This is a genomic window from Vibrio sp. AND4 (genome assembly GCF_000171815.1).
GTDB lineage: Bacteria > Pseudomonadota > Gammaproteobacteria > Enterobacterales > Vibrionaceae > Vibrio.
This window is the reverse complement of sequence record NZ_ABGR01000001.1, coordinates 542189-565415: the sequence shown is the minus strand read 5'-3', so window position 1 is coordinate 565415 and position 23227 is coordinate 542189. Positions and strand designations below refer to the sequence as shown.

27 protein-coding genes are annotated in these 23227 nt (G+C 43.4%); 3 read left to right on the top strand and 24 right to left on the bottom strand.

The window, feature by feature from the left end:
- Positions 1 to 32: 32 nt before the first annotated feature.
- From AND4_RS02430 to AND4_RS02370, 13 genes are all read right to left on the bottom strand, one after another.
- A complete protein-coding gene (locus AND4_RS02430) occupies positions 33 to 2045 on the bottom strand; it encodes a ClpP-like prohead protease/major capsid protein fusion protein (protein ID WP_009841305.1) in 2013 nt (670 codons plus the stop codon).
- Positions 2029 to 3519 carry a phage portal protein gene (locus AND4_RS02425; RefSeq protein ID WP_009841304.1) on the bottom strand — a complete coding sequence of 497 codons (1491 nt, stop codon included), beginning with the start codon at positions 3517 to 3519 and terminating at the stop codon, positions 2029 to 2031. The genes AND4_RS02430 and AND4_RS02425 overlap by 17 nt, the downstream gene beginning before the upstream one ends.
- Positions 3512 to 3733 (bottom strand): hypothetical protein, encoded by a 222-nt coding sequence (locus AND4_RS02420; protein WP_009841303.1) that lies wholly within the window; start codon positions 3731 to 3733, stop codon positions 3512 to 3514. Before AND4_RS02420 ends, AND4_RS02425 begins: the two co-directional genes overlap by 8 nt.
- A complete protein-coding gene (locus AND4_RS02415; RefSeq protein ID WP_009841302.1) occupies positions 3730 to 5826 on the bottom strand; it encodes a terminase gpA endonuclease subunit in 2097 nt (698 codons plus the stop codon). Before AND4_RS02415 ends, AND4_RS02420 begins: the two co-directional genes overlap by 4 nt.
- Positions 5807 to 6277, bottom strand: coding sequence for a hypothetical protein (locus AND4_RS02410; RefSeq protein ID WP_009841301.1), 471 nt, complete (start codon positions 6275 to 6277; stop codon positions 5807 to 5809). The genes AND4_RS02415 and AND4_RS02410 overlap by 20 nt, the downstream gene beginning before the upstream one ends.
- A gap of 270 nt (positions 6278 to 6547) precedes the next feature.
- Complete coding sequence (locus AND4_RS02405; RefSeq protein ID WP_241210229.1) at positions 6548 to 6757, bottom strand: hypothetical protein; 210 nt, start codon at positions 6755 to 6757, stop codon at positions 6548 to 6550.
- Positions 6758 to 6761: 4 nt separating this feature from the next.
- Positions 6762 to 7118 (bottom strand): hypothetical protein, encoded by a 357-nt coding sequence (locus AND4_RS02400; protein WP_009841299.1) that lies wholly within the window; start codon positions 7116 to 7118, stop codon positions 6762 to 6764.
- Between the two features lie 10 nt (positions 7119 to 7128).
- Positions 7129 to 7656, bottom strand: a complete 528-nt coding sequence (locus AND4_RS02395; RefSeq protein WP_009841298.1) for a lysozyme — start codon at positions 7654 to 7656, stop codon at positions 7129 to 7131.
- Positions 7637 to 7849 carry an HP1 family phage holin gene (locus AND4_RS02390; RefSeq protein ID WP_009841297.1) on the bottom strand — a complete coding sequence of 71 codons (213 nt, stop codon included), beginning with the start codon at positions 7847 to 7849 and terminating at the stop codon, positions 7637 to 7639. Before AND4_RS02390 ends, AND4_RS02395 begins: the two co-directional genes overlap by 20 nt.
- A gap of 339 nt (positions 7850 to 8188) precedes the next feature.
- On the bottom strand, positions 8189 to 8689 hold the full coding sequence (locus tag AND4_RS02385) for a hypothetical protein (RefSeq protein WP_009841296.1): 501 nt from the start codon (positions 8687 to 8689) through the stop codon (positions 8189 to 8191).
- A gap of 1 nt (position 8690) precedes the next feature.
- Positions 8691 to 9197, bottom strand: coding sequence for a YfbU family protein (locus AND4_RS02380; protein ID WP_043991427.1), 507 nt, complete (start codon positions 9195 to 9197; stop codon positions 8691 to 8693).
- Positions 9198 to 9243: 46 nt separating this feature from the next.
- Positions 9244 to 11157 (bottom strand): UvrD-helicase domain-containing protein, encoded by a 1914-nt coding sequence (locus tag AND4_RS02375; RefSeq protein ID WP_009841294.1) that lies wholly within the window; start codon positions 11155 to 11157, stop codon positions 9244 to 9246.
- Positions 11139 to 13283: an ATP-dependent endonuclease gene (locus tag AND4_RS02370; RefSeq protein WP_009841293.1), complete on the bottom strand. Its 2145-nt coding sequence runs from the start codon at positions 13281 to 13283 to the stop codon at positions 11139 to 11141. The genes AND4_RS02375 and AND4_RS02370 overlap by 19 nt, the downstream gene beginning before the upstream one ends.
- Positions 13284 to 13814: 531 nt before the next feature.
- On the opposite strand from AND4_RS02370, the gene AND4_RS20210 reads away from it, so the two are divergent.
- The gene (locus AND4_RS20210; RefSeq protein WP_009841292.1) at positions 13815 to 13988 is read left to right on the top strand and encodes a hypothetical protein; all 174 of its coding nucleotides are present in this window, start codon (positions 13815 to 13817) and stop codon (positions 13986 to 13988) included.
- Between the two features lie 87 nt (positions 13989 to 14075).
- On the opposite strand, the gene AND4_RS02365 is transcribed toward AND4_RS20210, so the two are convergent.
- The 11 genes from AND4_RS02365 to AND4_RS02315 all read right to left on the bottom strand — a co-directional run bounded on the left by AND4_RS02365 (position 14076) and on the right by AND4_RS02315 (position 21964).
- Positions 14076 to 14939, bottom strand: a complete 864-nt coding sequence (locus AND4_RS02365) for a hypothetical protein (RefSeq protein WP_009841291.1) — start codon at positions 14937 to 14939, stop codon at positions 14076 to 14078.
- On the bottom strand, positions 14940 to 15758 hold the full coding sequence (locus AND4_RS02360) for a HipA family kinase (RefSeq protein ID WP_009841290.1): 819 nt from the start codon (positions 15756 to 15758) through the stop codon (positions 14940 to 14942).
- 222 nt (positions 15759 to 15980) lie between these two features.
- Entirely contained in the window at positions 15981 to 16643 is a 663-nt protein-coding gene (locus tag AND4_RS02355) for an HNH endonuclease (protein WP_009841289.1), read from the bottom strand.
- Positions 16636 to 18000 (bottom strand): ATP-binding protein, encoded by a 1365-nt coding sequence (locus AND4_RS19290; RefSeq protein ID WP_009841288.1) that lies wholly within the window; start codon positions 17998 to 18000, stop codon positions 16636 to 16638. The genes AND4_RS02355 and AND4_RS19290 overlap by 8 nt, the downstream gene beginning before the upstream one ends.
- Positions 18001 to 18163: 163 nt before the next feature.
- Positions 18164 to 18586, bottom strand: a complete 423-nt coding sequence (locus AND4_RS02345; RefSeq protein WP_009841287.1) for a hypothetical protein — start codon at positions 18584 to 18586, stop codon at positions 18164 to 18166.
- Between the two features lie 371 nt (positions 18587 to 18957).
- Positions 18958 to 19557 carry a hypothetical protein gene (locus AND4_RS02340; RefSeq protein ID WP_009841286.1) on the bottom strand — a complete coding sequence of 200 codons (600 nt, stop codon included), beginning with the start codon at positions 19555 to 19557 and terminating at the stop codon, positions 18958 to 18960.
- On the bottom strand, positions 19557 to 19976 hold the full coding sequence (locus AND4_RS02335) for a hypothetical protein (RefSeq protein ID WP_009841285.1): 420 nt from the start codon (positions 19974 to 19976) through the stop codon (positions 19557 to 19559). Before AND4_RS02335 ends, AND4_RS02340 begins: the two co-directional genes overlap by 1 nt.
- Positions 19963 to 20856, bottom strand: coding sequence for a helix-turn-helix domain-containing protein (locus AND4_RS02330; protein ID WP_009841284.1), 894 nt, complete (start codon positions 20854 to 20856; stop codon positions 19963 to 19965). Before AND4_RS02330 ends, AND4_RS02335 begins: the two co-directional genes overlap by 14 nt.
- A 103-nt stretch (positions 20857 to 20959) precedes the next feature.
- Entirely contained in the window at positions 20960 to 21139 is a 180-nt protein-coding gene (locus AND4_RS02325) for a hypothetical protein (protein ID WP_009841282.1), read from the bottom strand.
- 8 nt (positions 21140 to 21147) lie between these two features.
- On the bottom strand, positions 21148 to 21696 hold the full coding sequence (locus AND4_RS02320; RefSeq protein WP_009841281.1) for a toxin YdaT family protein: 549 nt from the start codon (positions 21694 to 21696) through the stop codon (positions 21148 to 21150).
- Between the two features lie 73 nt (positions 21697 to 21769).
- Positions 21770 to 21964, bottom strand: a complete 195-nt coding sequence (locus AND4_RS02315; protein ID WP_009841280.1) for a hypothetical protein — start codon at positions 21962 to 21964, stop codon at positions 21770 to 21772.
- A gap of 116 nt (positions 21965 to 22080) precedes the next feature.
- On the opposite strand from AND4_RS02315, the gene AND4_RS02310 reads away from it, so the two are divergent.
- Together AND4_RS02310 and AND4_RS02305 are read left to right on the top strand one after the other, a co-directional pair.
- The gene (locus AND4_RS02310; RefSeq protein ID WP_009841279.1) at positions 22081 to 22743 is read left to right on the top strand and encodes a S24 family peptidase; all 663 of its coding nucleotides are present in this window, start codon (positions 22081 to 22083) and stop codon (positions 22741 to 22743) included.
- A 146-nt stretch (positions 22744 to 22889) separates the two neighbouring features.
- Complete coding sequence (locus AND4_RS02305) at positions 22890 to 23153, top strand: hypothetical protein (protein ID WP_009841278.1); 264 nt, start codon at positions 22890 to 22892, stop codon at positions 23151 to 23153.
- The last annotated feature ends 74 nt before the right edge of the window (positions 23154 to 23227 follow it).

Below are 23227 nucleotides of genomic sequence, written 5' to 3'. Positions count from 1 at the left end.
TGCTCACCCTGTTAGTAAAATCACACAGCCTTTTAGGCAAAGCTCGCCAGAGCAATACCACGGCGATCGAGTACCTTAGACATCAAGTCATAAGTGATGCGGAACTTAGCACCATCACTGCTCCAGCCGTCGCCCGTTTCTAGCCACGGATCTTGCTGGCCGTCTAAAAAGCCCATCACGACGGTATCGAAGTCTTTCCCCGTTAACGCCAAGGCGCCATCTATATCGCCTACACGTGCGGTTTCAATCACCTTGCCAAACTTCTTATAAGCAGGGTTAAAGACGTCGGGTTTGCTTGCCGTGTTCAACACCGCTTCAAACATCGAGGCGTGGTCTGGGCTGGCAATCAAAATCTCGCCGCGCAAGTCTAATGCATCGCCCTTGCCCGCTTTACCATCGAGCGGAATGGTGGTGGCGGTTGCAAACACCTTATGCAGCGCCATGATCATTGCCGCGTAATCGCCTTTTGGAATGCTTCTGATGAGGTTACCCCAGTCTTTGTCCTTGCCCGCTTTAAACACGTCGTCCCCATCGGCCATCTTTCCGGCGAGGATAGCGTTAAACATTAACTTATCGGACAGGCGATAACCCGACTGCATGAACTTACGTGGCACCTTGGCCACCAAGCCAATCTCATCATTAATGATAGCGTGACGAGTGAACTGGATCTCTCGGCCAAAAGTCGCAAGCTGAATACGCTCACCGCTGCCTTTTAAGACCGCCGCTTTGTATTCGCCATCTTCCGAAACTTTCATCAAGTCCGGCGCATCGTTCACCATCACCAGCTCAGTCTCACGAAAATCCGTTAGATTCTCCACGTTCGCCAGCTCTCGCCACATTGGTGCGCGTGCCTGTGCCTCATCGCGCATTACAGTGCGAATGCCCTCGGTGATGATGTCGCCAAAATCCCCCGAGTTAAACGCTCGGTTAACCAGCTCATTTTTGGTGATGGCGCTTCGGGCGTTTACATCGAGACAAGCCCGCGCCATGTTGAGCAATGACTCATGGCCAAACGAATTATCTTTTTCTAAATCGGCCACGCCACAACGTGCATTCAGGGCATTTTGCAGCTCATCTTTCACATGGTTGCCGTTGCCAACGCGCATGTGCGTGGCGGTTAAGTTTGCTTCGGGCTCTTGCTGTCCTGCTGCCGCTTGGCGACCAATGCTTTCTAAAATCTTAGTGGACGCTTGCCCCACCGAGCACGATAAGTCGGCAAGCATTTCATTGGTGAGCGTCTCACTGACTTTATGCTGAGCGCACAGCGCACGAATATCCGCTTGGCGTTGGTTCTCTGCTTTTACAGCATTTTGTATATCTTCATTTGGATTCGGCATGTCGCTTACCTGCTTGGTGTTATTGATTTGAGGATCGTTTGGCGGAGCAGAAGCTGCCAAAGGTGTTGGTTCTTCTGGTTGGCGCTTTAGTGAGTTGATAAGCTCACTTGGCGCGTGTTTAAAGTTCTTGAAATCGGACTCATCGAAGCTTTGTAACGAGTTACTCAAGTCGACCGCCTCCACCACTTCATCGACAAGTCCCCAATCTTTCGCGGCTTGCGCGGTAAACCAGGTTTCGCTTTCCATTGCGGTGAGGACATCTTCAAGCGGTTGGCCAGATTTCTCCACGTAGGCTTCAGAAATGGTTTTGGTGGCCGCTTGCAACTGCTGCAGCGCTGAGTTGATTTCCTTCTCGCCGCCCCATGCCCCAATAGATGGGTTGTGGATCATCAACATGGCGTTTTCAGGCATGCGAATGGAATCACAGGCCAGCAAGACATACGTCGCAATGCTCGCGGCCATGCCATCAACAATGCCCACCACTTTGCCTTTGTGGGCCTTTAAGGCGTTGTACATGGCTAAGCCTTGGTAGACACTGCCACCGCCACTTAACATGCGTAATTCGACTTCTTTACCATCGGCAACTTGCAGCGCGGCGATGATTTCCGTTGCATCAATGTCGTAAGCGCTGATGTCGCCATGCACCCAGACCTTGATCACGTCGGCTTCATTTTTGAGCGTGTACCAGCTCTTATTTGGCTTTGGCATGGTTGGCCTCTTCTCTTTGATTGTTGAGCTTTATCGCATGAGCAGGATCGGACGTGCTCACGATGTGCATATCGTTCATTTGTTCTCGCTCCGATTGAATTTCACGCCGAGTCGATAAAGGGTTTATGTTGCGTTCACGCTGCGCATGGCTTAACGAATACAGCCCCAAACGGGTGCCTTTTTCCACGCCAACCATCTCTTTGCCTGGATCAATCCATGGCATCACGGGCGCTTGATAAATCGCATTTAAGATGGTCGCTCGGTCAACGTCTTTCGGGATCTTGACCTCGCCGGCAAGCATCGCCATTTGTAACGCATGCCGATACTGTGGACGGGTCCAACCCAAAACGAACTTGCGCTGCAGTACCCGATAACGACTGAATGAATCGATTAATTCTTGCCGCTGCGCAGAGTAACTGCCGTTGCTGTAGTCTCGAGTGACGCTGGAGTTATTCACCCCTGCGCCCCCGCTGGCCAATCGAAGCTGTGCATTACGAAAAGGACTGCTCATGGTGTCTTTTCGGTTGTTCTCCACCACACCGGCATCTTCACCGGGTGCCAACTCAAACGAATTCCCCATACCTAGGAACAAATCACCGCCACGATCAAATGCGTCTGTTGCGTTGGAATTTAAGGTCGGGTCTCGTTTGATGTAATAGGCAAAGCGGCTCGCTATCTGGGCGCTGATGCGTTCAGACTGATCGTAATCTTCAATGTCATCGACCAAATCCAACACCGAATGCAAAAGTGAAATGCCACGGTTTTGGTGAAAGCGGCGGGTAAACTTCAAATGGCAAACAAACTGCGCATCGACATCCACAAACTCAAAGCCTCGCGCATCTCTCTGAATTAGATAACTGATGGCCTGACCCAGTTGATTGCGCTTGATCCCTTCGAACAGTCCCCCGTCGGCCTCGGTGATATGGGCTGGAATAAAATCAGGCTCAAACGGCTGCACCGCAAAAGGCGTGTCGGTTGGGTAACTCAAATCCTTGTGCCTACCCATGAACATGCGGCAAAACACCTCGCCATCACGAAACCAGGTTCGACCCGCAAGCCACTCAGTTTCTGCTCGAGAATGCTCTGCATCGATGTTCTGCTTTAACGAGAAGTTCTCCCACCACGTCATGATCGCCTGAGCGCATTCCACATGGACCTCGCCTTTATTATTTAAAGGTTGAGGCTCGACCATGATGCCGTTCGGGCCAATCACATTTGCGCAGAGTTCATCCAAAATGGCCGTCACAAACGGGTTGTTCTCATCCATGTGCCTGGCTCGCTGATACACGGCTTTCGCGCCCTTGTTCAACGCGTTGGCATCGCCTTTGGATTGCTTGTTGGTCTTCTTGGTGTGTGGGTTTCGTGGCAGTGCGGCGTTGTATTTGTTTAAAAGCCGTCGGTCGTAGGCGCGCTCTAGCCCTTTGCGGGGATTGAATACGGCGATGAGCTTGTCTAACAAGTTTGGGCTACTCAAGATAATTTCTCCGTATCATGGAACGCCGCCCACCTTGTGCCTGTGATGCGATAAGCCGCTGCAAACGCTCTATCTCTCTGCGCACCGTCGCTAAACTGGCCAAGGTCAACTCTTCCCCTTGCGCCGTTCTCACCGTTTGTTGCTGTAAGATCTTCTGCTCGGCTTGTAGGTACCACTGCAAACGGTCTTGATTGGTGGGTATGACTAAACTCATCCGAAAATACCTCTTGAGTGGTTGTAACGTTTCTTAGGCTTGCGCTCGAAGGCGGGCTGCAAATCAGCATCAACCACATTCGGGTTTATCTGCCATTCCGACGCCCAAGGTGGCGGGCTTTCCCAGTGGATATCGTCACCACCAAGAAAGTGCATGCCCGCTTCGGCATAGGCGCATAAATCAAAGCTCTCGTTGCGGGTCTTCTCAGGGCAGATCCATTGGCCTTTTTCATCAATGAATTCTGCCGTCAGTTCATCAAACCATTCTCTTTGCGCCCACGAAGGTAAATGAAAATACCGAGAACCAAACTCTTCACGGGAATAGCTGGCCACCACTCGGTTTTTAAGTCGGTTGGTGTGCAGCAGCAGTAAGGGAATTTCACCATGCGCCAGTTTGCTGCGCTTATCGGGGTACGATTCTTTGATAAGGGAATCCATGTCTTTGTTGCTGGCCCCTTTTACCAAGCGAAACAAATGGGACAGGCCTTTCGATTTAAGCCGGTTATAAAACTGGTAGGCAAAATCGGTCACTGAGGTTTTCTTACCATCTTTTTCCGCCGCCGAGCCGCCCGAGTCACACAGCGTGAGTACCGGCTTCATCACTCGTCCACTGCCATCGGCAACCGGATACGTTTTTTTGATCACCTGCTCGATAAGCAGATCCCAATCTTCGGCGTAAATCGCTGGGTTAATACGGTCGCCGTTGCGGTGCGGCGTAGTGAGGATTTCAAAGCGGTCGATGACCCAACGTTGCAGCCCTTCACCAAACACCTGAGCTTGCACCACAAAGCGAGCGTTGGACTTACCACCTTGAACGTCGATGTTCATGATCAAGAAGCGGCCACCGACAGGCACCACACTGCGCAAATATGGATTGCCTTTGGCCTTTTCCATCAGCTCATGAGCGCCAATATCTTGCCCTTGGGATTGCAGAATATAAGAGCGGCCCATTCGGGTATTGATAAAGGAGATCAACGCGTCTTCATCACCGCTGTCTTGATAAATGGCCTCCGCATTGAGATAGCGATACACCAAGTTTTGCCAACTGCTGTACGCCGCTATCACGCCCTCAAACCAAAACGTGGCCCATTTGGTGGTGCGTATCTCGGCCTCGTCTTCGACTAACTCGCCGTATTGGTCCACCGCCCCTTCACGAAACCATTGCCCGCTTAAGTTCTTGGCGTGTTTATCCACTTCATCAATGCGGTGGCCACACCTTGGGCAAGCCACATACGCCGTTTGGGAAGTCAGTAAAGGATCGTCTTTTTCCTCCCACTTTAGCGTTTCGAATTCCGGTCTAAAGTAGGCATGGCAATCGTCGCACGACCAATAAAAACGGCGTCTGTCACCTTGGTTATACAGCGAGGCAATGCCCCCACAAGGTTGCGCCTCATGAGGGAGTAGCTCTTCTTCTGGCTTAGGGTGGCGAACAATACGACCAGGCGAGCTCTCGGCCATCACCATGCCCGAAGACTTAGCGTTTTGAACCCGCATTAACATCAGTTCAAACTTGGAGCCCTCTTGCCCCACGCCATCATCGGCCCTGTCGTAATCTGTCGCGCCAGCATAACGATACGTTGAGGCCGACAAGCTGGTTTCTGTGGCCGAATCTAACTTGAGGTTCATGCCGTTCTTAAACTTCTTAGAGGTGATGTTATCGTCGGACTTTCGCCCCGTTCTGAGACGCGCAATGCCTGGCGTTGATGAAAAGCAGCGGTCGAGATCCGCCTTAGACATATCCGTTGCTTTGGTCTTAGTGCTGTAAATCAGCAGCATATCGCCTGGCGCTTGCGTGACAGTGTAATTAATCCATCCTTCGACTAACGCCTTGGTCTTTCCTGAACGAGCCGGACCAACCACAATCACGGCTTCATAAATGCGCCTTGCCAAACAGTTCATTGGCTCTTTCATATAAGGCACTAACGAAGACAAAAACTTGGTGACGTCCGTGCCATCTGATATCCACAAATCCTCATCGGCGGCTTCAATTGGCGTCTTATCGGTTGGCGCGCACAGGTAAGCCAGCTCTCGCCGTATCTTGGCCGCATCCGCGTACTGAACCCCAAGGCGCGTGTCAAAGTTGTTCAAGCCCATCCGACACCGCCTTTAAATCATAATTAAGTAAACTTTCTAGTGCTTCGAGTTGCTGCGTTGTCGCCGTCGGGATGGCCGATTCAATCCGCGTGATCACTTTGTCTTTAAAGCCCTTCACACCAGAAATACAAATGGCAATTTCATTCTCGTAATCCTCTTTAGAAATGCACTCGCTTGAGTCTTTCTGCAGCGCAAGCTTTTCCCGCTCTGATTGCACGTAGGCTCTGAGCTCTGCAGCGGTTTTAAACCCCATCAAATCAGGGGCGTCGCTCTCTTTTAATGGCGCTTTGCATAAGTACGGCGTGACCTGAACCACGTCATAAAGCGGGGTTTGCCCTTTAAATGCGACAGGCTCAATGCCGGCGGATTTAAGCTTTTTGCGGATCGTGGAACGGTGATAGTCGAACGCTTCCAACTCGGTTAAATTCCAAAGTCGTTTTTCATTGTTCATTGAAAGCCCTCATCAATAAGTCTCGTCTCTCCGAGCGTCACGCCCTTTTTCGCATTAAGCTGACGTTGCTGGTTAATGGAGTTCTCTCAAACTCTGCTTGTTCCTTTTTGACTCTGAACTTGCGCTAGCATAAAAGGAGTATCAGCAGCGAGCTGAATATGATCATGGCTAACAAGTCAGACAGCGAGGAACCGACGCTTGCACCCCCTACTTAGGAAAGGGTTACGGGCAACAACGGATAACGGTGGACGACCACCCAAGGAGTAAGTGTTATTTGCCCGTGTTGGGGAGCGCACTGTCGTAACCATAAAAGTCACGTAAGTGCTCAATTTGATCGGCGCAGTTGCGCCAAGCTTCTAACCATATTGGATCGCGCTCAACGGCTTCACCGTAGGTGTGCGGCGGCGCTGTAAAAGGTGGTTGGCAAGAAGTGAGATAAACAGCCGGAGGCAGCACCAAGCGATCGTGATACTCGGTCACCACCTCAGTGGTAGTACAGCCACTGAGTAGCATTAGGGATAGGCACATCTGCGCATTTTTCATGGTTCAGTACCTCTTTGATTTGGGTCACGGTCCGAATCGTTACCCTTTTGCGCTCTGCCTTGGCTTGCAGCAATGCATCAGCGGCCCGCTGCGCCTGCTTAACTTCATCCGTTAGGGTTTTCACCGCAATAGACAGGGATTTGTTTTTGCTCAGTGAGTCTTTGAACTGGCCTTGTAGCTCGCCGTACCGCTTGGCTTGAAGCTTAGTGAGCTCAAACAAGTAAGCTGACGCCGCTAAGCTGCCAAGCAGCAAGACAACCAACCCCACCAAAAAAGCCGTTTTGAAAGAGACGTTCATAAGCTCCCCTTTACCAGCCGTTTAAACAAACTTGCCGCTCAATTTTACGGCGTTTCACCACCCCTGAACATTGGCTATCAGGGTCATTGCAGTTTTTACCGTTAACATAGACCCAACGTGAAAGCTCGCGGCAGGCTTTCAACGGTTTGTTTTGGTTGAACAGCTTAAGCATGGTGGAGCGTTTTAAGTTGCCCGCGCCAAGGTTAAACACAAAGCTCACCAGGACATCAAACTGAGCTTGCGTCACCTCTGCGGTGAGGTAACGGTTAACGGCCTGTTCTGCGGTTTGGACATCGGCGATAAAGTTGTGGGCTATCTGCACTTCATCAACTACATCGCCCTGCTTTACGCCCGTTGTGTGGCCAAGGCCATTGGTCCAAACATTTGCGCTGCATTGATAGGCTTTCGTTCGGCATCCTTCTAGGTTGGCGATATGCGCAAGGCCTTGTTGGCTAGTTTGCATGTTGGGGGAAAGACTAAAGACAACGGACAGCACAACCGCAACAGAGCAGACGGTTTTATTGATTAATTTTTTCACAGAGCTCTTCCGAAATTCGTTGCTTGCGAACTTCTTCAAGCAATTTGAGTTTAATGCTGCGGTTGGTGAAGTAAGTGACAAACACCATCACCACACCAATCACCGCCGCCCAATCTTGGATGCTGAATGCCCCTGTCAGGGCCAGTAAGGCACTAGTGAGATATGATAAGAATGAACTGAGTTTATCTTGCATATGAGTCCCACAAAAAAGCACCCGACTTTCACAATGGAAATGGGTGCTCGTAAGTTATAAACGCTAAAAACGAAAAAACCCCGCCGAGTTGGCGAGGTTTTCTAATGTGGTAATTATGCACACTTGGGCGGAGAGTTCAACAATGTTAAGTTTCTCTTTCTAACTTTTGGAGATAAACATCTTAAGACAACCACTTAAATTAGAAAACTGCGGGTAACTTTTAGTGTCGAAAATTTTTTTCGATCTGTCCAGTTTAATAGGTGCAGAATAATTTTAAGAGATGGCGGAATGTGAGATGAGAACACAGTTAAAATTAGCTCTCGACGCCGTATTCGTTTGTTAGCAGACCACCTCCTTTTCTTTAAGTAAGTCTAAATTACCCTTAAGGATTGACGAGAAGTCTGTCAGTCGGTGATAAATAACTGTACCGTGACTTTTCATCGATTTAGAATCAGATGGATTGCAAGCAACTAACTTTTCCAATAAATCGGATAATTCATTACAAAATTTATCTATTTCCGAGTAGTATCCATCAAAAAGTATTTTATTCTTCCTCAAAGAGGTGATGAAATGTTGGACTTCTTCAGCATCTTTATCAGGAGAAACTCCAGATAAGCTAGAAATTGAAGCGGAAGGACCATATTTGGAAATCAAGATGATTGTACGATTCAGCACAGCTTCTATACCCGAAAAATCAACAGCCTTTCGAACGTTTATGATTTCGTCACGGTAAGTCTTTGCCTTACTAGCTTCGGTAGTAGCTTTGTATGCTTGCCAAATAGCTATAATACCACTAACGATTGAAAGGAACGTTGCCGAATAGTTTATGTAATTTGGCATACTACCTAGCCTCTAGAATTGCTAGTATTTCGTCCGCTCCAAGTGTGTGTGGCTTACCAAATCCTTCCCATACCGATAACATTGCATCGTATTTGCTCAGTGTAGGCATGTGTGAATTGAGGTCTGGAATCTCTTGATTATATCTTAGTTCATCGTAGCGCTCTAAATCGACGATAAAATATCGACAATATGCCATATACGAGCTCTCTTCATTTCCATCAAAGCCTTGAAATTTAAGCCAGTAATGATCATTTACAGTAGTGTTTGCGCATTTTTTTGCTGAAAAATGGATTGTTCGATACATATCTAAAATATTAAGAACTCGGCGACATTCTTCTTTCGATAGACCTTCCCATAGTTCTCGATAAATCCAGTCATAGTGTAGTTCATAACCCTCAGATATTGCCTGACGGTGCTCAGCATAGTAATTCGCTTCTTCCGGATACAGTTTTTCTAATATCAAGAACTGATTGACTAAAGCTAAGCGTTCTTTTTTATCTAATTTCATTTCAACTCCAATGTTAAATTCTACAGAGGTCATCTGATAATCTTTGCTAATCAAAAAAGCATTCATCCAAGTTCACAACATTATCTTCACCAAACCATTCAAGAGCAGTTTTGACTGTTTTCTGGGTAGGATTTGGAAAAAACACAGCAAGCTTTTCTTTCGCACGGGTACAGCATACATAAAATATTTTTTCAGTCCTTTGCCTAACACTATCGGTTCCATCATGTTCAAACAAATACTTAAAATTATATTGATTCCACTTACCATTATCTAATAAAATCAACACGTTAGGGAACTCTGAACCTTTCGTTTTATGCTGAGTAGAGAATGGGAGAAAGCCCTCAAGATAGTTAAATACGTTACGAAACTCTTGATACTTAATGTCGCAAACTTGTTTGTACACGTAGTATCTATCTGCAGCAAACTTTTCCACCTTATCATCTTTAACAACCAGTCCCAATTCATGAGCAAGATCAATAACTTTACCGATTGAAATACCTTCATCAATCTGGAAAGCTTGAATAGCCTTGTGTAGATTTACTTTATCATTCACTGATAATATTGAGTAATCTGTAGCCTTAATGAACCGATTATGATTTTTGGACTCGTAAAGACGAATACAGTTTTCAATCTTAAACAAATGGTTTATAAGGTCATCTCGATTAGAGTTTGGCTTGCTATCGTCACCCACATAGTTTTTTTTGTCGTCAAGTAACTGATCTTTATTTACATACAACTTGCTAAGTTGATCAAAAGGAAGAGATTTAGCAAGCTCGAAACACTCATAGTGATTATCAATATAAGTGTTTTGCGCTGGCGTGGGGTTCGGGTTACCGACATGCTCTAATACTTGAGCAAGTGTTTTTCCTGTAGAATCGTACTCGGGCTCGTTTTCTGCTAAGGGCTTCCTTACTTTATCTCGTATATATTCAAGAATTTTATCTTTGTCATAAATACGCATCAACTCAGGGAAGTTGGCTTGAACTGCTATTAAGTTATGAGTTAGGTTCAATTCTTTTACTGTCGTGGAACAATTAAAGTCCCAACCTAGATGTTGCCGGACAGTTTTCAAATTATCACTAGTAGAATACAAGAACTTAATCTCACCTTGTTTTACCTTTCCATTGTTATCCATATTAGGGGCAGATTGGTCATCAGAAGGTTCTTGCACAAGCTCATCTGTTCTGATTAGATTTGCCAAGTTAATTACCTGTAAAGGGTTTCGACGATTTTGCTTTTTGATTACTTCATATACCGTCGGTGGCTCTGACTTAGTATATATATCAAGATTGCCGACACTTCCATCATATATTGACTGCATTGCATCACCAAAGAAACCAACTACATTAGGCTTATTTGACCTTTCCATATATTCAAGGAGAACCTTAACTACCATTGGGTTTGTATCCTGATATTCATCGACAAAAATATATGGGTACTTGTCCTTTACAATTGAGCATAGCCTTTCATATTTCTCGAACATTTTGGTAGCGAGAACAACTACTTCATCATGTGATATTATTCCATTCACTATTTTTACATATTCTTTATATTTTATAATATCACAATCATCAAAAAAGCTCTGATCAACCATTTTTTTGTCTGAACTGTTAATCACCGTTTGTTCTGGGTCATTAATCAGTTCAATTAATGTTTGCTTGATCTCAAATTGAAAGTTTTTTATGTTATTCCATAGAAAATCATGAATAGTTGACACATGAAGATTATCATGTGAAAGTCTATCTTCAATTTCAGAAACAGCAGCATTAGTATAAGTAATACATGCAATATTAACTGAAGGAGTATCGTTAATTACAGCTCTCAATATTTCTACTAATGAGTATGTTTTTCCACTACCAGCACCACCACTGAGTAAGAAATGTTTTTTATCTTTAATTAATTTAAATACTTCTTTAGCTTCTTTTGAGAGTTTATCTAAATCTAATTCTGTTGTAGCCATAATAGCCCTTCCCTGATATATAATGGCACATCCCAGTTTGAAAACTCAATTTCTATTGAATCAACTTCTGAACCACCTTTTTTACAACTTACAGTTTTACTATTTAATAAAATTTCAATAGCTAGAGACGGTTTGCTATTTACGGCTTTTTCAGCAAATTCATAAACTTCTATATCGCCAGATTGATACTTGTCATAATACTTCTTTGTCAATGATGGGAATGCATTATGGCCAATCTTTAGAAGTTCGTTATTAATATGGAAAAATGCGTCCTCAAAACTTCTGGCAAGGTAACCATTTTCTTCAACTTGATAGATAATTTTAACTAGACCTTCTGGATCTTGTTTCCACACTTTTTGCTCTGGACATTTGCTTAAGCTCTTTTTAGATAATTCCAAATTCTTATAGAAGGCTAATTCTTTTGTGCCAAAGAAAAAATCTAACGAAGCATTTGAAGTCTGAGATGCTCCTGCTGCGTTCGGAGGACACTTTAATCTCTCTGTTTGAGTTGGATTACCATCCTTGGGCACTTCTTTGTTGCTATCGATATCTGTAATGATCAGCGACTTAAGTCCAATAAAGTCTATAAATTTTTCAAATGTTTGAGAGTGAGCTCCAACCTCGACCATTGAAATATTTTGAGATAACAGTGGCTGCACATCACTATCTTCACAGGCTTGATCAATTTTTTTCATCATTGCAGGCAAAATAATTCGTTCAGTATCACCTTCGATAAAAATCGCTTTGTCTGCAAAAAACAGCTCAGCTCGATTTAGGGTTAAATATTGCTTCAAAAAACGATATGACTGTTTAAGCTCTGCATCTTTTATAGGATCTTTTTTAGAAGCGTACTCCAACTCTAAATCTTTCAGGTTTTTAGCATGAACCTGATTAGATTGCGGAATTTTTCTTAAATACTTGATATCATTAAAACTACTTTCTGACACTATATGAGAGGAGTGTGTGGTAATAATTGATTGTAAATGTATTTCCTTACCATCTTGTCTCAGGCGATTTTCCTTCAATAGCGTTTTAATATTTTTAATGAATACATACTGCATCTGTGGGTGGGTATGTGCTTCAGGTTCTTCAATAAAGAGTAAATTTATCGAGGCTGGTTGCTCTTTGAGTGATTTCCTTAACCTACTCATCAGCATCTCAATTTCAAAAATCATACTGATTAAGTTCATGTACCCTAGGCCATTGTAATGTTCAGGAAGATCATGACTTTGGTGCTGATACATGACTGTGGTGTTCCCATCTAACAACTCACGATGTTGTAAAGTCGATGCAACTCTGATAGTGGTATCTGTTGGGCTAATACCACCAAACCTGTTAACTTTTTCAATGACACCTTCAAACATATTCTCATAGATACCGCTTAGCTTGGTATCCGTTTTACGTAATTCTTTTTTAAACTCGTTCGATGCTTCTACTTGCTCGTCAGATTCATCTACTTGTTTATACAAAGTTGATGTTTGATTCGATAGAGTCTTATCATTTTTCTTATTAGTTACACTTCTTTTTGCATTGATGAACTGAATAGATAAAATGTCTTTGAGGTTAATTCTCTCTTTATTTAAATCAATAAACTGGCTCTCATCACCCATCAGCAAGCTTTTCTTCACAACTGTGCCAAAGTAATCAGAGAGGTTTTCTTTTAAAAATAAGCGAGGACTATGTTCGAATTTTTCTGCCTCTTTATTGTAAGCAGATTTCATTTCAACCATTCTATCAAAAGCTATTTTATACTCGAAAGAAAGGAGCACGTTATCATCAGTAGGGTCTAAACTCATTATTAAAGAGCTAATTTTGGAGAGGTCATCCGATTCGGTATATTTAATAAATAGTTTTAGTTGAATGCCAAAAGGTGAGTATTCCTCTTCACTTTTTAACGCTTTTTCACCAAGCAACACAGCCTCAATAGAAGACATTAAATCAACATTAAAGTCCTCATAGGTAATCGCTTTTTTGTCAGATTGAACTGCAAGTTTATCTAAACAAGCTAATATTGAAGTCTTACCCGTATTGTTTTTCCCTATAACTAAAGATAACTCGTCTTCCAAGTCTAAGGCAAAACTTTTTAGTAATCTGAAATTTGAAATTTCAATTCGTGCAACCTTCATGCTTTAATCTCTTTTCATTATATTCTGGACAATTTTTGAACGCTATAAAAGCTATAGACTTTCAACCAAAGCCACACTCTAGGCCCATAATAAGCATACTATTGCATTGGGGTTAACTAAGCAGTGATATGGATCCCTGTTTAGCGATCAATGGCATTTTTCATTGCTTTGCATAAACTCCAGTTATCGGATCTCGAGTGAGCCAATACTTTAAAGTATGAAAGGGGCATAAACGCTACCGCCCTTTACTTACTGGCTAAAGTAACACACCATCAAATCGATTGTTGTCAACAATCAGTATGATGCACTGTAAATAAATTCACAAAATTAACTATTTATCGTTCCGATAATCAATTTCTATGGTGACATTCTTTAAGGCTTGAGCGATGCAGGCCTCTTCACTTCATGTACAACTTAATCAACATTTCCTTTCAAAGGAACAGTGTTGTGCCACGCAAACCTCTTTCTTTGAGTGGCCAGATTGATTTTCTACATGGTAGTTTTTCTTCAGTTAACAGAGGGATTAGGAACATGGAAAAAATACACGATGAGCTGACTCAACTTGAACAGGAAATTACTGATACACTTCAAACTGTGCATGCAATCATTGAGCAAGCCAAAGCCAATAATACGGATATTGTACAAATTGAAGCTGATGTCTTAGAGATGCTTCTTACAAATTATGGTGTTGGGGCGCGATATTGAAACTGCCGCATACCGCATTAATCATTTAAACCAACGCATGGTGAAAATGCCACGCGTTGTGAATCACTCTTAAACGGATTATTATGTTTATGCTACATTAGCCCAAGAACATATTTCGTCTGCCAACCCACTAACAGAGGTGTGCCCACCAACGGAAACACCTTGCTTATTCATATGCCAATCAAATTTATCAAGTGTATTTTCAATTGACATGATTTGTTCTCTGTTTAACTTTTCGATTTCATCGCCAGGCATTAATATAAAGACGGATGCTTTATTTCCCTTACCTAACTTAACCGCAGATTCAACATCTCTAGCCGCTTTCAGTAGATTAAGTTCAATTCTTTGAACGTTAGAATAGACTGTCGACGCGAGCCCTCCAACAAGGTTTTTGTTGTCTCGAAACGGTACAAAAAGTTCGTGTGAACCCAAGTTATCCTTGATAAAAATGGAACTATCAGCAGGAACAAACTCTTCAAATTGTAATGCAGCTTTAATTTTTAACTCGTCAACTAAGCAGGTATATAGTTTATCTGTGTTAACGGAGTTAAATCGCTTTGCATTACCGGGCACACGGATTTTTTTTTGTAAAGGAACAGTCTGTTCAAACAGACTAGTTAAAACCTCATCAACAGAAAAACCTTGAGCATAACCAGAGTTATCGTATGCAATTTGTGGGATCGGTGATGACTTTTTATTCTGACGTAAACTTTCACCAACTATTGAAGTCACCAACTCTGCATGATAAATGCCACGTTCACCATACAGGCACTTTACTCTTTCGAAATAGCTCAACAATCTGCTGTGAACACGTCCATTTTCGACAAAACCCACGCCAATGTTAAGTTTCTCACCAGTAGCTAAATCAGGCGTCCACCTGATATTAAACCACTCACCTTTTACTAGGCTTTTCTCAGTATTTTGTCCTAATAGCTTTTCAAGATTGTTCATTTAAGCCACCAGTAGCCGCGTTTTATCCTTAATTCTCGATACACTAAGATGTGCACGAGCTTCAAGGAAATGCTGAAGGTGTGATGAGCTTTCTTCATCGAGTAGCGCGTTACACCATTTAATTAATTCTCGGTGAGCTTTTCTAAAAGCCTCCGGGTGCTCTTTACTTGACTCAATTAAGGATGCAGATAAAGGCAGTGGGTAGTTGTTACCTTGGTACAACCCGTCAAGTAGCTTATTTTCATACACACTTTCCACCACTAAATGCTCTTTAGCCCACTTCTCCGAAACAGGTACATTACCATGATCAATGACGTAAAAGTCATTGTATCCTTTGATTGTTATATTTCCTGTGTTCCTATCTTGATTTGCAACCCAATCATCGAAAGCAAGCATATTTGGGAATGACTTCCACTTTTTTAACAGCTCTATGCATTGATTAAATGCTACCATATTTTCCATTTTCAGGTATGTATTGGGAGTTGTCCCAGACTCTTCGCTAGCCCATCCCCAATAGTAGTCCCCAGAACATTCAAAGTCACCTTCGAAATTATTTTCTATCGCTTCTTTAGGGATTTGTATGACGGCGACTTTTTTAGGTTGCGGTATACCAGAGGCGTGCGCCACAAGGTAACCAGTAATTTCGTTGATTAAGCCACGAGGATGACATTTGGGATAAACTTTTACATAGAAACGACCAGCTTTGTTATCTATCCACTTAACACTAGCTAGGTGTGTTGCTGCCATTCGACCATCAGACGTATGCTCCAGAGGAGCTATATATTTATCAAACGATAAAATCTGTACGATATCGCTCATTTTATATTTTCCTTTTTATACTTATTCTACTGTCTGAGCCATACAAGCTAGTCGGATTCTAACACTGTTCTATTATTTTGCACATTGTTGCATATTGGATGATTGAGGTAGATCTGACAATAAACATAACGTCCAGTCAAGGGGTGAGCGACGCAATACCTAAATCACCGCAAACCACCTTAATAAAGAGTAACGCTTAGCGAATCCCTCTTGAACAGTTTGTTATCTTACCTTGACTAGTGCACGCTTGATGCTTTGCAACTTTTCATTTTTAATGATGGCGTCATCAGCCCCAAGAAAGTCTGTCATAAGACAATTTAGTTCAGGTTCACTAATCAGCGTTTCTTCCCAACCAAAAGCTCGTAATCGGCGATTGAGCTTACATGCTCCAATAGTGAAATGCCCTTTAGCGGTTTTATCGACATAGTGACCATTGAATATTTCAATATGCTCGTCATAATCATCAAAGTGAGGATGCACGATATAGAACGATGATGCGGCCCTAGGATACCGAGCCCGATCGTTTCCATTACATATTGGGTCAGGCTCCTCCCCCATTGTTTCTTGCTCTTTTTTTATTTCATTACAATCAGCGCATGCCACACAAAGATTTTTGGGCTCAAACATAAACTCAGGATATTTCGATTTAGGAGCAATATGTTCAACATGGCAGTTAGCTGCTGATTGTAACGATACAGGTTGACGGCAGTACGCGCAGACTCCTTGTTGCTGAAGTCTATAATGATTTCGAATATGAACTCTAAGTACTTGAAGGTCAGCAGTGCTCCAACTAGTATGGCTAAAACCTTCGCTGTTTTTTATAGAAGCCATTAAGTTCTCTAAATCTTCACAATAAATGACGGGGTTTCTAATAATATTAGCCATATCTATTGTACATCTCTTTTAGCGCAATAATTAAGTTATATAGTGGATCGTTAGCTCGGATATTATCTATGCTGTCATTTAGAAGTTGAAATGTATCTATATCCTCACGATCGAAAAATTTATTTTTTCCAACTTTAACAAACGTATTCAAGGCTATCCTATTCAAGTATTCGTTTCGATGCCCTGGAGCTTTGAAAATTGCAGCTAGTTGATAGTCTGCTGACCTATGTTGATATTCTGTCGATCTTTCAAAATTCCCAGTTTCCATACTCATTATGTTGCAATTACGCTCTGGTAGATTTGATACAATTTGTGGCGAATGTGTAGCAATAATAAACTGACAACCAATGTAGTTACTGAAAGCCGTGACTAAAAGATCGATATATTTTTCTTGCCATTCAGGATGTAAACATACCTCTGGTTCATCGATACAAATCAAAGTTTGATCTTCTATTTGGCTTGCAATGCCCAGCATTGCCATGACTACAGACTGCTCGCCTGAACTTGCATCACTAATCTTTACTCTCTGGCGAAACTCTCTTTTTTCAAGCGTAACATCTCGTAACTTGGCGATTCCAGATTGAATAAGAAACAGAAAGTCTTCATTGATTTCATACATCCCACCAAGCAAATGAACGCCCCCCTTATTTATAACCAAATCGAAGCGTGGCTTGGACGTATATGCCATTATCTTGTCGAAGATTCTGAAAGTTTCATGTACTTTATTTTCATCGATTTGACCATAATCATCAAAGTAAAAACTTCTATCTACATTTCGGATAGAAGGGGATGATAGAAATTTCGTAAACTGACCTACCGGATCGTCACTGCGAAGGAATGTTTCAATTCGACCAATAGTCGGTGACAATTGAAATCGAGCCCAAACTTCGTCGCTGTAGCCTAGATACTGTAATACATGCCCTACTACCGCAGCTCTACTCGGGTCATGCAAAATAGTAGTAATTAGAGAGTTAATAATTTTAGACATATAGGCTAGTCCAAGATTATTACTTAGCAAGTCCCTTAATCCAAGATAGGAGTAATTCCCGATAGGTTCATGTCGCTTAGGTAGTGGAAACTTATCAAAGGGGCTTGTCGATACAGCTATGATCTTTCTTGGTATACCTCTACACTCTAACCTTCCACTGAAGCTTTTATTTCTTGAAAAAGGTAGTTCTCTATCAAAACTTGACGGGTAACCACGCAGATTGAGTAAATCCTGAATTACGCTATTCAACAGTCTACTTTTTCCAGAACCATTTTTACCGATAATTGCGGTATATACATTACCCTCTGCGAATTCATTTTCATCCATGAACCGATAGACTTTGTCTTGCGTAACACGTTCAATAATCATATTTAACCTTCAGATTTATAAAAATAATTGGTAAGTGCGTGTAAGCCAACGCCCTGTTAAGGGCGTGAGCAACGCAATACCGATACTGCCGCATAACACCTTAATCGCTCAAACCAGCACATAGTGAAAATGCCACACGTTGCGAATCACTCTTAAACAGTTCTTATCTACGTTGTTCAATCAGTGTAGAAATATATCTCCACACCGCTTTCTTGCGCTCCAATTCGACTAAATTAAAGTGCTTGAAAGCTTGTCTGGCTTCTGTTTTAGAATCTTGAAAAAATTTACCCTCAAGAGGATGACAATCTGCCCCATAGATAGGTTCGCGTATGTTACTAAACTGGTCGGCTGTAATGTCTATTACCCGACCATCTACTTCAACCCAGTAATGATGTTCATCGGATGAATGTTTGTAACCATGAACTACGAAGAACTCTTTACCTGAAAATTTTTGAGCGAGCAGTGCAGCCAAGAAATATGAAGCGCTTTCACAGCTATTTTTGGGAAAGCTATAGAAAAAAGGCAGATCAATATTTTCCTTATTCTCTAGAAAGATTTCTCTCACAATTTTAGAAAATTCGTACACTTTTCCTCCTGGTACATAATGCTTATTAGGCAGCTTCTCGCCTGAATATATCCGTACATTGTGCTGTTATGGTGCTCAATCTTCAATAGATATACACTATCTTTTCAACAACATAAATCTATTGAATAAGTGTTTAGATGCTTAAGGGGCTTTGGTCACATTTTAAATAGAAATGTTTTGGCTGTTTTATTAACACAGCTAAGGAGCTAAGCGAGGATACTTTGAAGGGTAATGACTTGGGCGAGCCTAACATCAGCCCCCTAGACGGGGGCATCAGTTAATCAACAAGCGAAGTTGAAAACTCAATGAAGGAGTACATATAAAACCATGTTCTTACTTTGTCCGCCATAGGCTAAGAAATTAACTTCGAGTCATATCTCAGCTTCTAACGCCTCGGCGACAGTCTTTTCATGCTCATACCTGCCCTGCACCGCAAGAGCCGCTGCGCTGCGTTTATCCACCAAGTATTTTACCAACTTACCTAGAATGGATTCGTACTTCTTAAAACGTGAAAAGGTCACAGGTAAGGTTTGGCAGAAGAAGGCAAAACGGGTTTCTTTGGTCCAACCTATGCGGCCACCATCGCAGCATGGGCAAGTTCTTCTGGCTCGGTTCTTGGCAATGTATTTACCACTGCCGTTACATTCTGGGCAGACTTGGCCAAACTGTTGCGTCGCCTCTGCAATGGCACTAGACACCAGTGCTTGGAGTGCTTTTTCTGGGCATGGGCCGCGCCATGTTTCCATCAGGGTGTTCGCTTCAATCAAGGTGGCTTGGTATAACTTCTTGAGTGCGGGCTTGTCCTGCAGGCATTCAACAAACAGCACTAAAAAACCGACAGGCGATTCCTTCCACGCTAGGCCGACGATCGCCAGCTGCTCTTCTTGTGAAATGAGCCCTTTGCCACCGAGCGATGGTTCGTAGTTAATCCCCTTTACGTTGAATTTTGCCAGTAGTTTTTCAAATTGCATTATGCCCTTGCTCCCATTGCTGCGACCCTTGCAAACACCGAGTTCTTATCAAAACGGTTTGGATCTGGCCTTGTTATCTCGTTGATTGGCTTAACGTTCGTTTTATCGGCTAAGCGTAGATTGTTCCTTGCTGGTAACGATCCTGCTTTGGCTTTTTTGGCGTACTTCTTCAGCACTTTGCGGTGCTTGGCTCTGGCCTCTCGCTCACTCAGCTTTCCACGGCACATAAAACCGACCTCTTGCGACGCCCAATATTCGATGTCCCCCCTTGGCTCCCCGCGTAGCATTCGGGTGAACGCTTCATCGGTATCAATCAACTCTTCCCGCCCCATCTCGATGAACTCGGGTAAGCTTGGCGGCCATGCGTCCCCTTCTAGCAAGGCTTGGCTCACAGCTCTGCGAACTTCAGCCACTGACATTGTAGAAATCGCCTGCGTCCAGGTCGATGGTAGCGCCTTGTAAACCCACTTCGCTCCGTAGCCCTCCACAAACTTCGCTTGGATCCAGTCCTCCACACTCAGGTGCAAGGTTTGGTTGCCCACTTGGTGCGGCAGTGTGTCCGTAGCGTGCGAGCAGCTCTGCGTTGTGCTGATCCACTCGGTTTGCTTGTGAGCCTGTGGCTGCATGGCTTGATTGAGCAATACTGGATTGATTGATTTCATGATCGTCGTTCCATCGTTCTTGATTCAAGTAGGTCGTTAGGTGAAGCCTGTCGAAACCAAACTGGCGGCTTGCCACTCGGGCTTCGATGTCCTGACAAAGCATGTCGGTGAATAACTCGGGAGGTTCACTTTGCGCTTTCACGATGCTTTTGAATTTTGCTAGCGAGTTCTTCTTGGATTTTTTGGTTGGGAACATCGCCCAAAGCCGGCTAAAACAAGATTCAATTTCACCCGAATCTTTTTGTTTATTTTTTATAGGTTCTAATTGACTGGTTCTATGACTGATTCCGGGTGACATAGGATCACTAGGTAGGTGATCCTCTGACACTACCCCCCGTGATCCTGTGTCACTAGGGGGTGACAAAATGTCACCCCTCAAATTCAGCTGATAGATGTTGGTCGAATTGCCCTTTTCACCCTTTCTGGTACGAACAGAAACAAACCCCATTTCCTCCAGTGTTTTGATGTGGCGCATCACGGTTCGACGGTCTATCTCGCACATGTCGGCGATGTATTCATAAGATGGCCAACACACGCCATTGTCGTTGGCGTTGTCGGCTAACTTGAGCAACACAAGCTTACGAGTCGCATTGCCGACTTTTAGCTGCATAGCTTGGGCGGTGAGGATCATACTCATCTGGTTTTCCTCTCTTCATTCAATTTATCGCCCGTGATGTCCTCATCAGAAAGGCGCTCAATTTGAGCAAAGAGGTGGTTATTAAGATCGGCTAACTTGTTTTTCATAACTGCACCCTCGCCTTCATGATTTGTAGGATTTGTTTCGCTTGGTTGCGTGATACCACATAACGACAACTGCCGTTGTTTGCGACCCACAGCATTTGGCCGTGGTAGTTTTGATAAGAAAGACTCATTGCACAAAGTTCTCTTGTTTTGCTGATTAGCGTGGTTAGTAATTGCATTCAGGTGGTCAGCCTTTCTGCGCCATTAGTGTTTCTAGGTATTTGAGTAATGGTTCGTGGGAACCGGCACTCTCTTGTAACTCTCGGTAAGCATCACGAAGTTGGTCAGACGTGGCGTGCTCACTAAGCAACAGTATCGAGCGAAGTGCTTCTGAAGATTCTTTGCTGAAATCCGCAAGCAGTTGATCGCGGTTGGCCATGGTTTGGTTCGAGCCAATCGCCGCGACTGAATACCCAAGCGGGTTAAGAAATTGATTGAGCGCTGCAGTGGCCCGCACTTTCGGCATGGCTGCGATAATGGCGGGCAGCAAATCCATGATGTTGGCTTTGGCCTCTGTGCTTGTTCTACTCACATAGCGAAATAGGTTTTGCGTATTGTTTGGGTTGTTCAACGCTGACGGCACTTTGAGCAGGTGTTCCCTTTGGCAATCTTCCTCTTCGTAGATCCTCATCTTGTGATAAAGGCGTGAGATGTATTCTGCGATCTGTTCTTTGGTCGCATCACTGCGCCAAGCGACGACAGCGTTATGCATAACGCTTTTTAAACTCGGTTGCATGGTTATTCCTTACTGGATGTTTATCCAGAATGTTGGTGATCATACTTTGTGACCTATATTTATTAGAATGTATCTAAAAAATGTCTGGCCTTAGCTTGTGTTTATCGACTTCACCGTGTGTTAAGTCGTGCAGATTTTTAGCTAGTGCTGCTCCTGGGACTTTATGCCCCGTGATCACTAAACGTAGGTATTCAGTGCTCGTTTTTAGCTTGACGGCCATCTCTGCCTTTTTCACATCAGGTAACTGACGCCAATATTTCTTGTACATTTGCGTACCTCCGAGATACAAGATACATAAAACAAAACGTACTTTCAACATCATGTACTTTTTTTATACATGATTTAAAGTTGTAAGATTAACTACAGACTGTTGATTCAAGGATTATGAAGACCTCAGAAAGCATCAGAAGAGAAAATGCTCGAGCCCTAGCTAAAGCCATTGGTGGTAATGCTGCCTTTTCAGATAAAATCGATCGTTCTACTACCCAAGTAAGCCGCTTTATGGGTAAACGACCGACAACTGAGATTGGTCCAAAGATGGCAAGACACATTGAACAGTGCTTTGAAAAACCAGAGGGCTGGTTGGATGTAGACCGAGAGAAAACACCTAGTTCAGACATCAGTTCTGTAAGCTACACAACTAGAACGAAACAGGTTCCAATTCTTAGTGAAGTCCAAGCAGGTACTTGGGGAAGCGTTGATACTAGAGCGGCTCTGGATGATGATATTGAGTGGCAAATTACCTCAAGTAACATCAGTGATGACGCGTTTGCTATGAGAGTTACTGGTAACTCGATGACTAACCCTCACGGTTCACCTTCTATCCCTGCAGGCTCAATTGTTGTAGTCGAACCTTGCAACTGCCCAGACAATGGTAAGATTGTGGTCGCAACATTAAACGACGCACCACAAGCGACGATAAAGAAGTTAGAGATCGACGGCCCTCAGAAATTCTTAGTACCGTTGAACCCCAAATACGACCCTATTCCAATCAATGGTAACTGCCGAATAGTCGGATATGTTAAGCAAATCATTATGGATTTGTAATCCTAAAACGCACCTCTACAAGCCGCTAATCAGCGGCTTTTTTTATATCTAAAATTCATTCCAATTAAAAAAATACCAAAAACGTACTTTACACATACATTTTTATTTTGTACCTTAAATGTACTTCGCAACTACGGTAAAAATGTATGGAACACTTAAACATCGAAAATCTCAGCAAAACTCTGGAAGGCTCGAAAGCCATTCAATTGCATAGAACGAGCTTTCAACACTTGTTAGCCAATATGCCGAAAAATGACCCGCTTTATGACGAGCTAACGCAGCTCATCAATCTAAGCGATAAGTGTAAAAACTTGGAAGTAAGCGTAGGAACAGAAGACGCTCAAACCATCCGCCAGTTCAACGCTCTTTCTGACCAATTGAGCAGTAAGTTGAATGAAATGAGATTTTGAAAGGCTCAGAAAAGAGAAAACCCCTATCGGTGACCAAACCAATAAGGGCTTACTTGTGCAATGAGACGTTACCT

Coding starts and splice junctions, on each gene's coding strand:
- AND4_RS02430 (WP_009841305.1), bottom strand. CDS start 2,045: ATGCCAAAGCCAAATAAGAGCTGGTACACGCTCAAAAATGAAGCCGAC.
- AND4_RS02420 (WP_009841303.1), bottom strand. CDS start 3,733: ATGAGTTTAGTCATACCCACCAATCAAGACCGTTTGCAGTGGTACCTA.
- AND4_RS02415 (WP_009841302.1), bottom strand. CDS start 5,826: ATGGGCTTGAACAACTTTGACACGCGCCTTGGGGTTCAGTACGCGGAT.
- AND4_RS02410 (WP_009841301.1), bottom strand. CDS start 6,277: ATGAACAATGAAAAACGACTTTGGAATTTAACCGAGTTGGAAGCGTTC.
- AND4_RS02400 (WP_009841299.1), bottom strand. CDS start 7,118: ATGAACGTCTCTTTCAAAACGGCTTTTTTGGTGGGGTTGGTTGTCTTG.
- AND4_RS02390 (WP_009841297.1), bottom strand. CDS start 7,849: ATGCAAGATAAACTCAGTTCATTCTTATCATATCTCACTAGTGCCTTA.
- AND4_RS02385 (WP_009841296.1), bottom strand. CDS start 8,689: ATGCCAAATTACATAAACTATTCGGCAACGTTCCTTTCAATCGTTAGT.
- AND4_RS02380 (WP_043991427.1), bottom strand. CDS start 9,197: ATGAAATTAGATAAAAAAGAACGCTTAGCTTTAGTCAATCAGTTCTTG.
- AND4_RS02375 (WP_009841294.1), bottom strand. CDS start 11,157: ATGGCTACAACAGAATTAGATTTAGATAAACTCTCAAAAGAAGCTAAA.
- AND4_RS02370 (WP_009841293.1), bottom strand. CDS start 13,283: ATGAAGGTTGCACGAATTGAAATTTCAAATTTCAGATTACTAAAAAGT.
- AND4_RS20210 (WP_009841292.1), top strand. CDS start 13,815: ATGGAAAAAATACACGATGAGCTGACTCAACTTGAACAGGAAATTACT.
- AND4_RS02365 (WP_009841291.1), bottom strand. CDS start 14,939: ATGAACAATCTTGAAAAGCTATTAGGACAAAATACTGAGAAAAGCCTA.
- AND4_RS02360 (WP_009841290.1), bottom strand. CDS start 15,758: ATGAGCGATATCGTACAGATTTTATCGTTTGATAAATATATAGCTCCT.
- AND4_RS02355 (WP_009841289.1), bottom strand. CDS start 16,643: ATGGCTAATATTATTAGAAACCCCGTCATTTATTGTGAAGATTTAGAG.
- AND4_RS19290 (WP_009841288.1), bottom strand. CDS start 18,000: ATGATTATTGAACGTGTTACGCAAGACAAAGTCTATCGGTTCATGGAT.
- AND4_RS02340 (WP_009841286.1), bottom strand. CDS start 19,557: ATGCAATTTGAAAAACTACTGGCAAAATTCAACGTAAAGGGGATTAAC.
- AND4_RS02335 (WP_009841285.1), bottom strand. CDS start 19,976: ATGTCAGTGGCTGAAGTTCGCAGAGCTGTGAGCCAAGCCTTGCTAGAA.
- AND4_RS02330 (WP_009841284.1), bottom strand. CDS start 20,856: ATGAGTATGATCCTCACCGCCCAAGCTATGCAGCTAAAAGTCGGCAAT.
- AND4_RS02325 (WP_009841282.1), bottom strand. CDS start 21,139: ATGCAATTACTAACCACGCTAATCAGCAAAACAAGAGAACTTTGTGCA.
- AND4_RS02320 (WP_009841281.1), bottom strand. CDS start 21,696: ATGCAACCGAGTTTAAAAAGCGTTATGCATAACGCTGTCGTCGCTTGG.
- AND4_RS02315 (WP_009841280.1), bottom strand. CDS start 21,964: ATGTACAAGAAATATTGGCGTCAGTTACCTGATGTGAAAAAGGCAGAG.
- AND4_RS02310 (WP_009841279.1), top strand. CDS start 22,081: ATGAAGACCTCAGAAAGCATCAGAAGAGAAAATGCTCGAGCCCTAGCT.
- AND4_RS02305 (WP_009841278.1), top strand. CDS start 22,890: ATGGAACACTTAAACATCGAAAATCTCAGCAAAACTCTGGAAGGCTCG.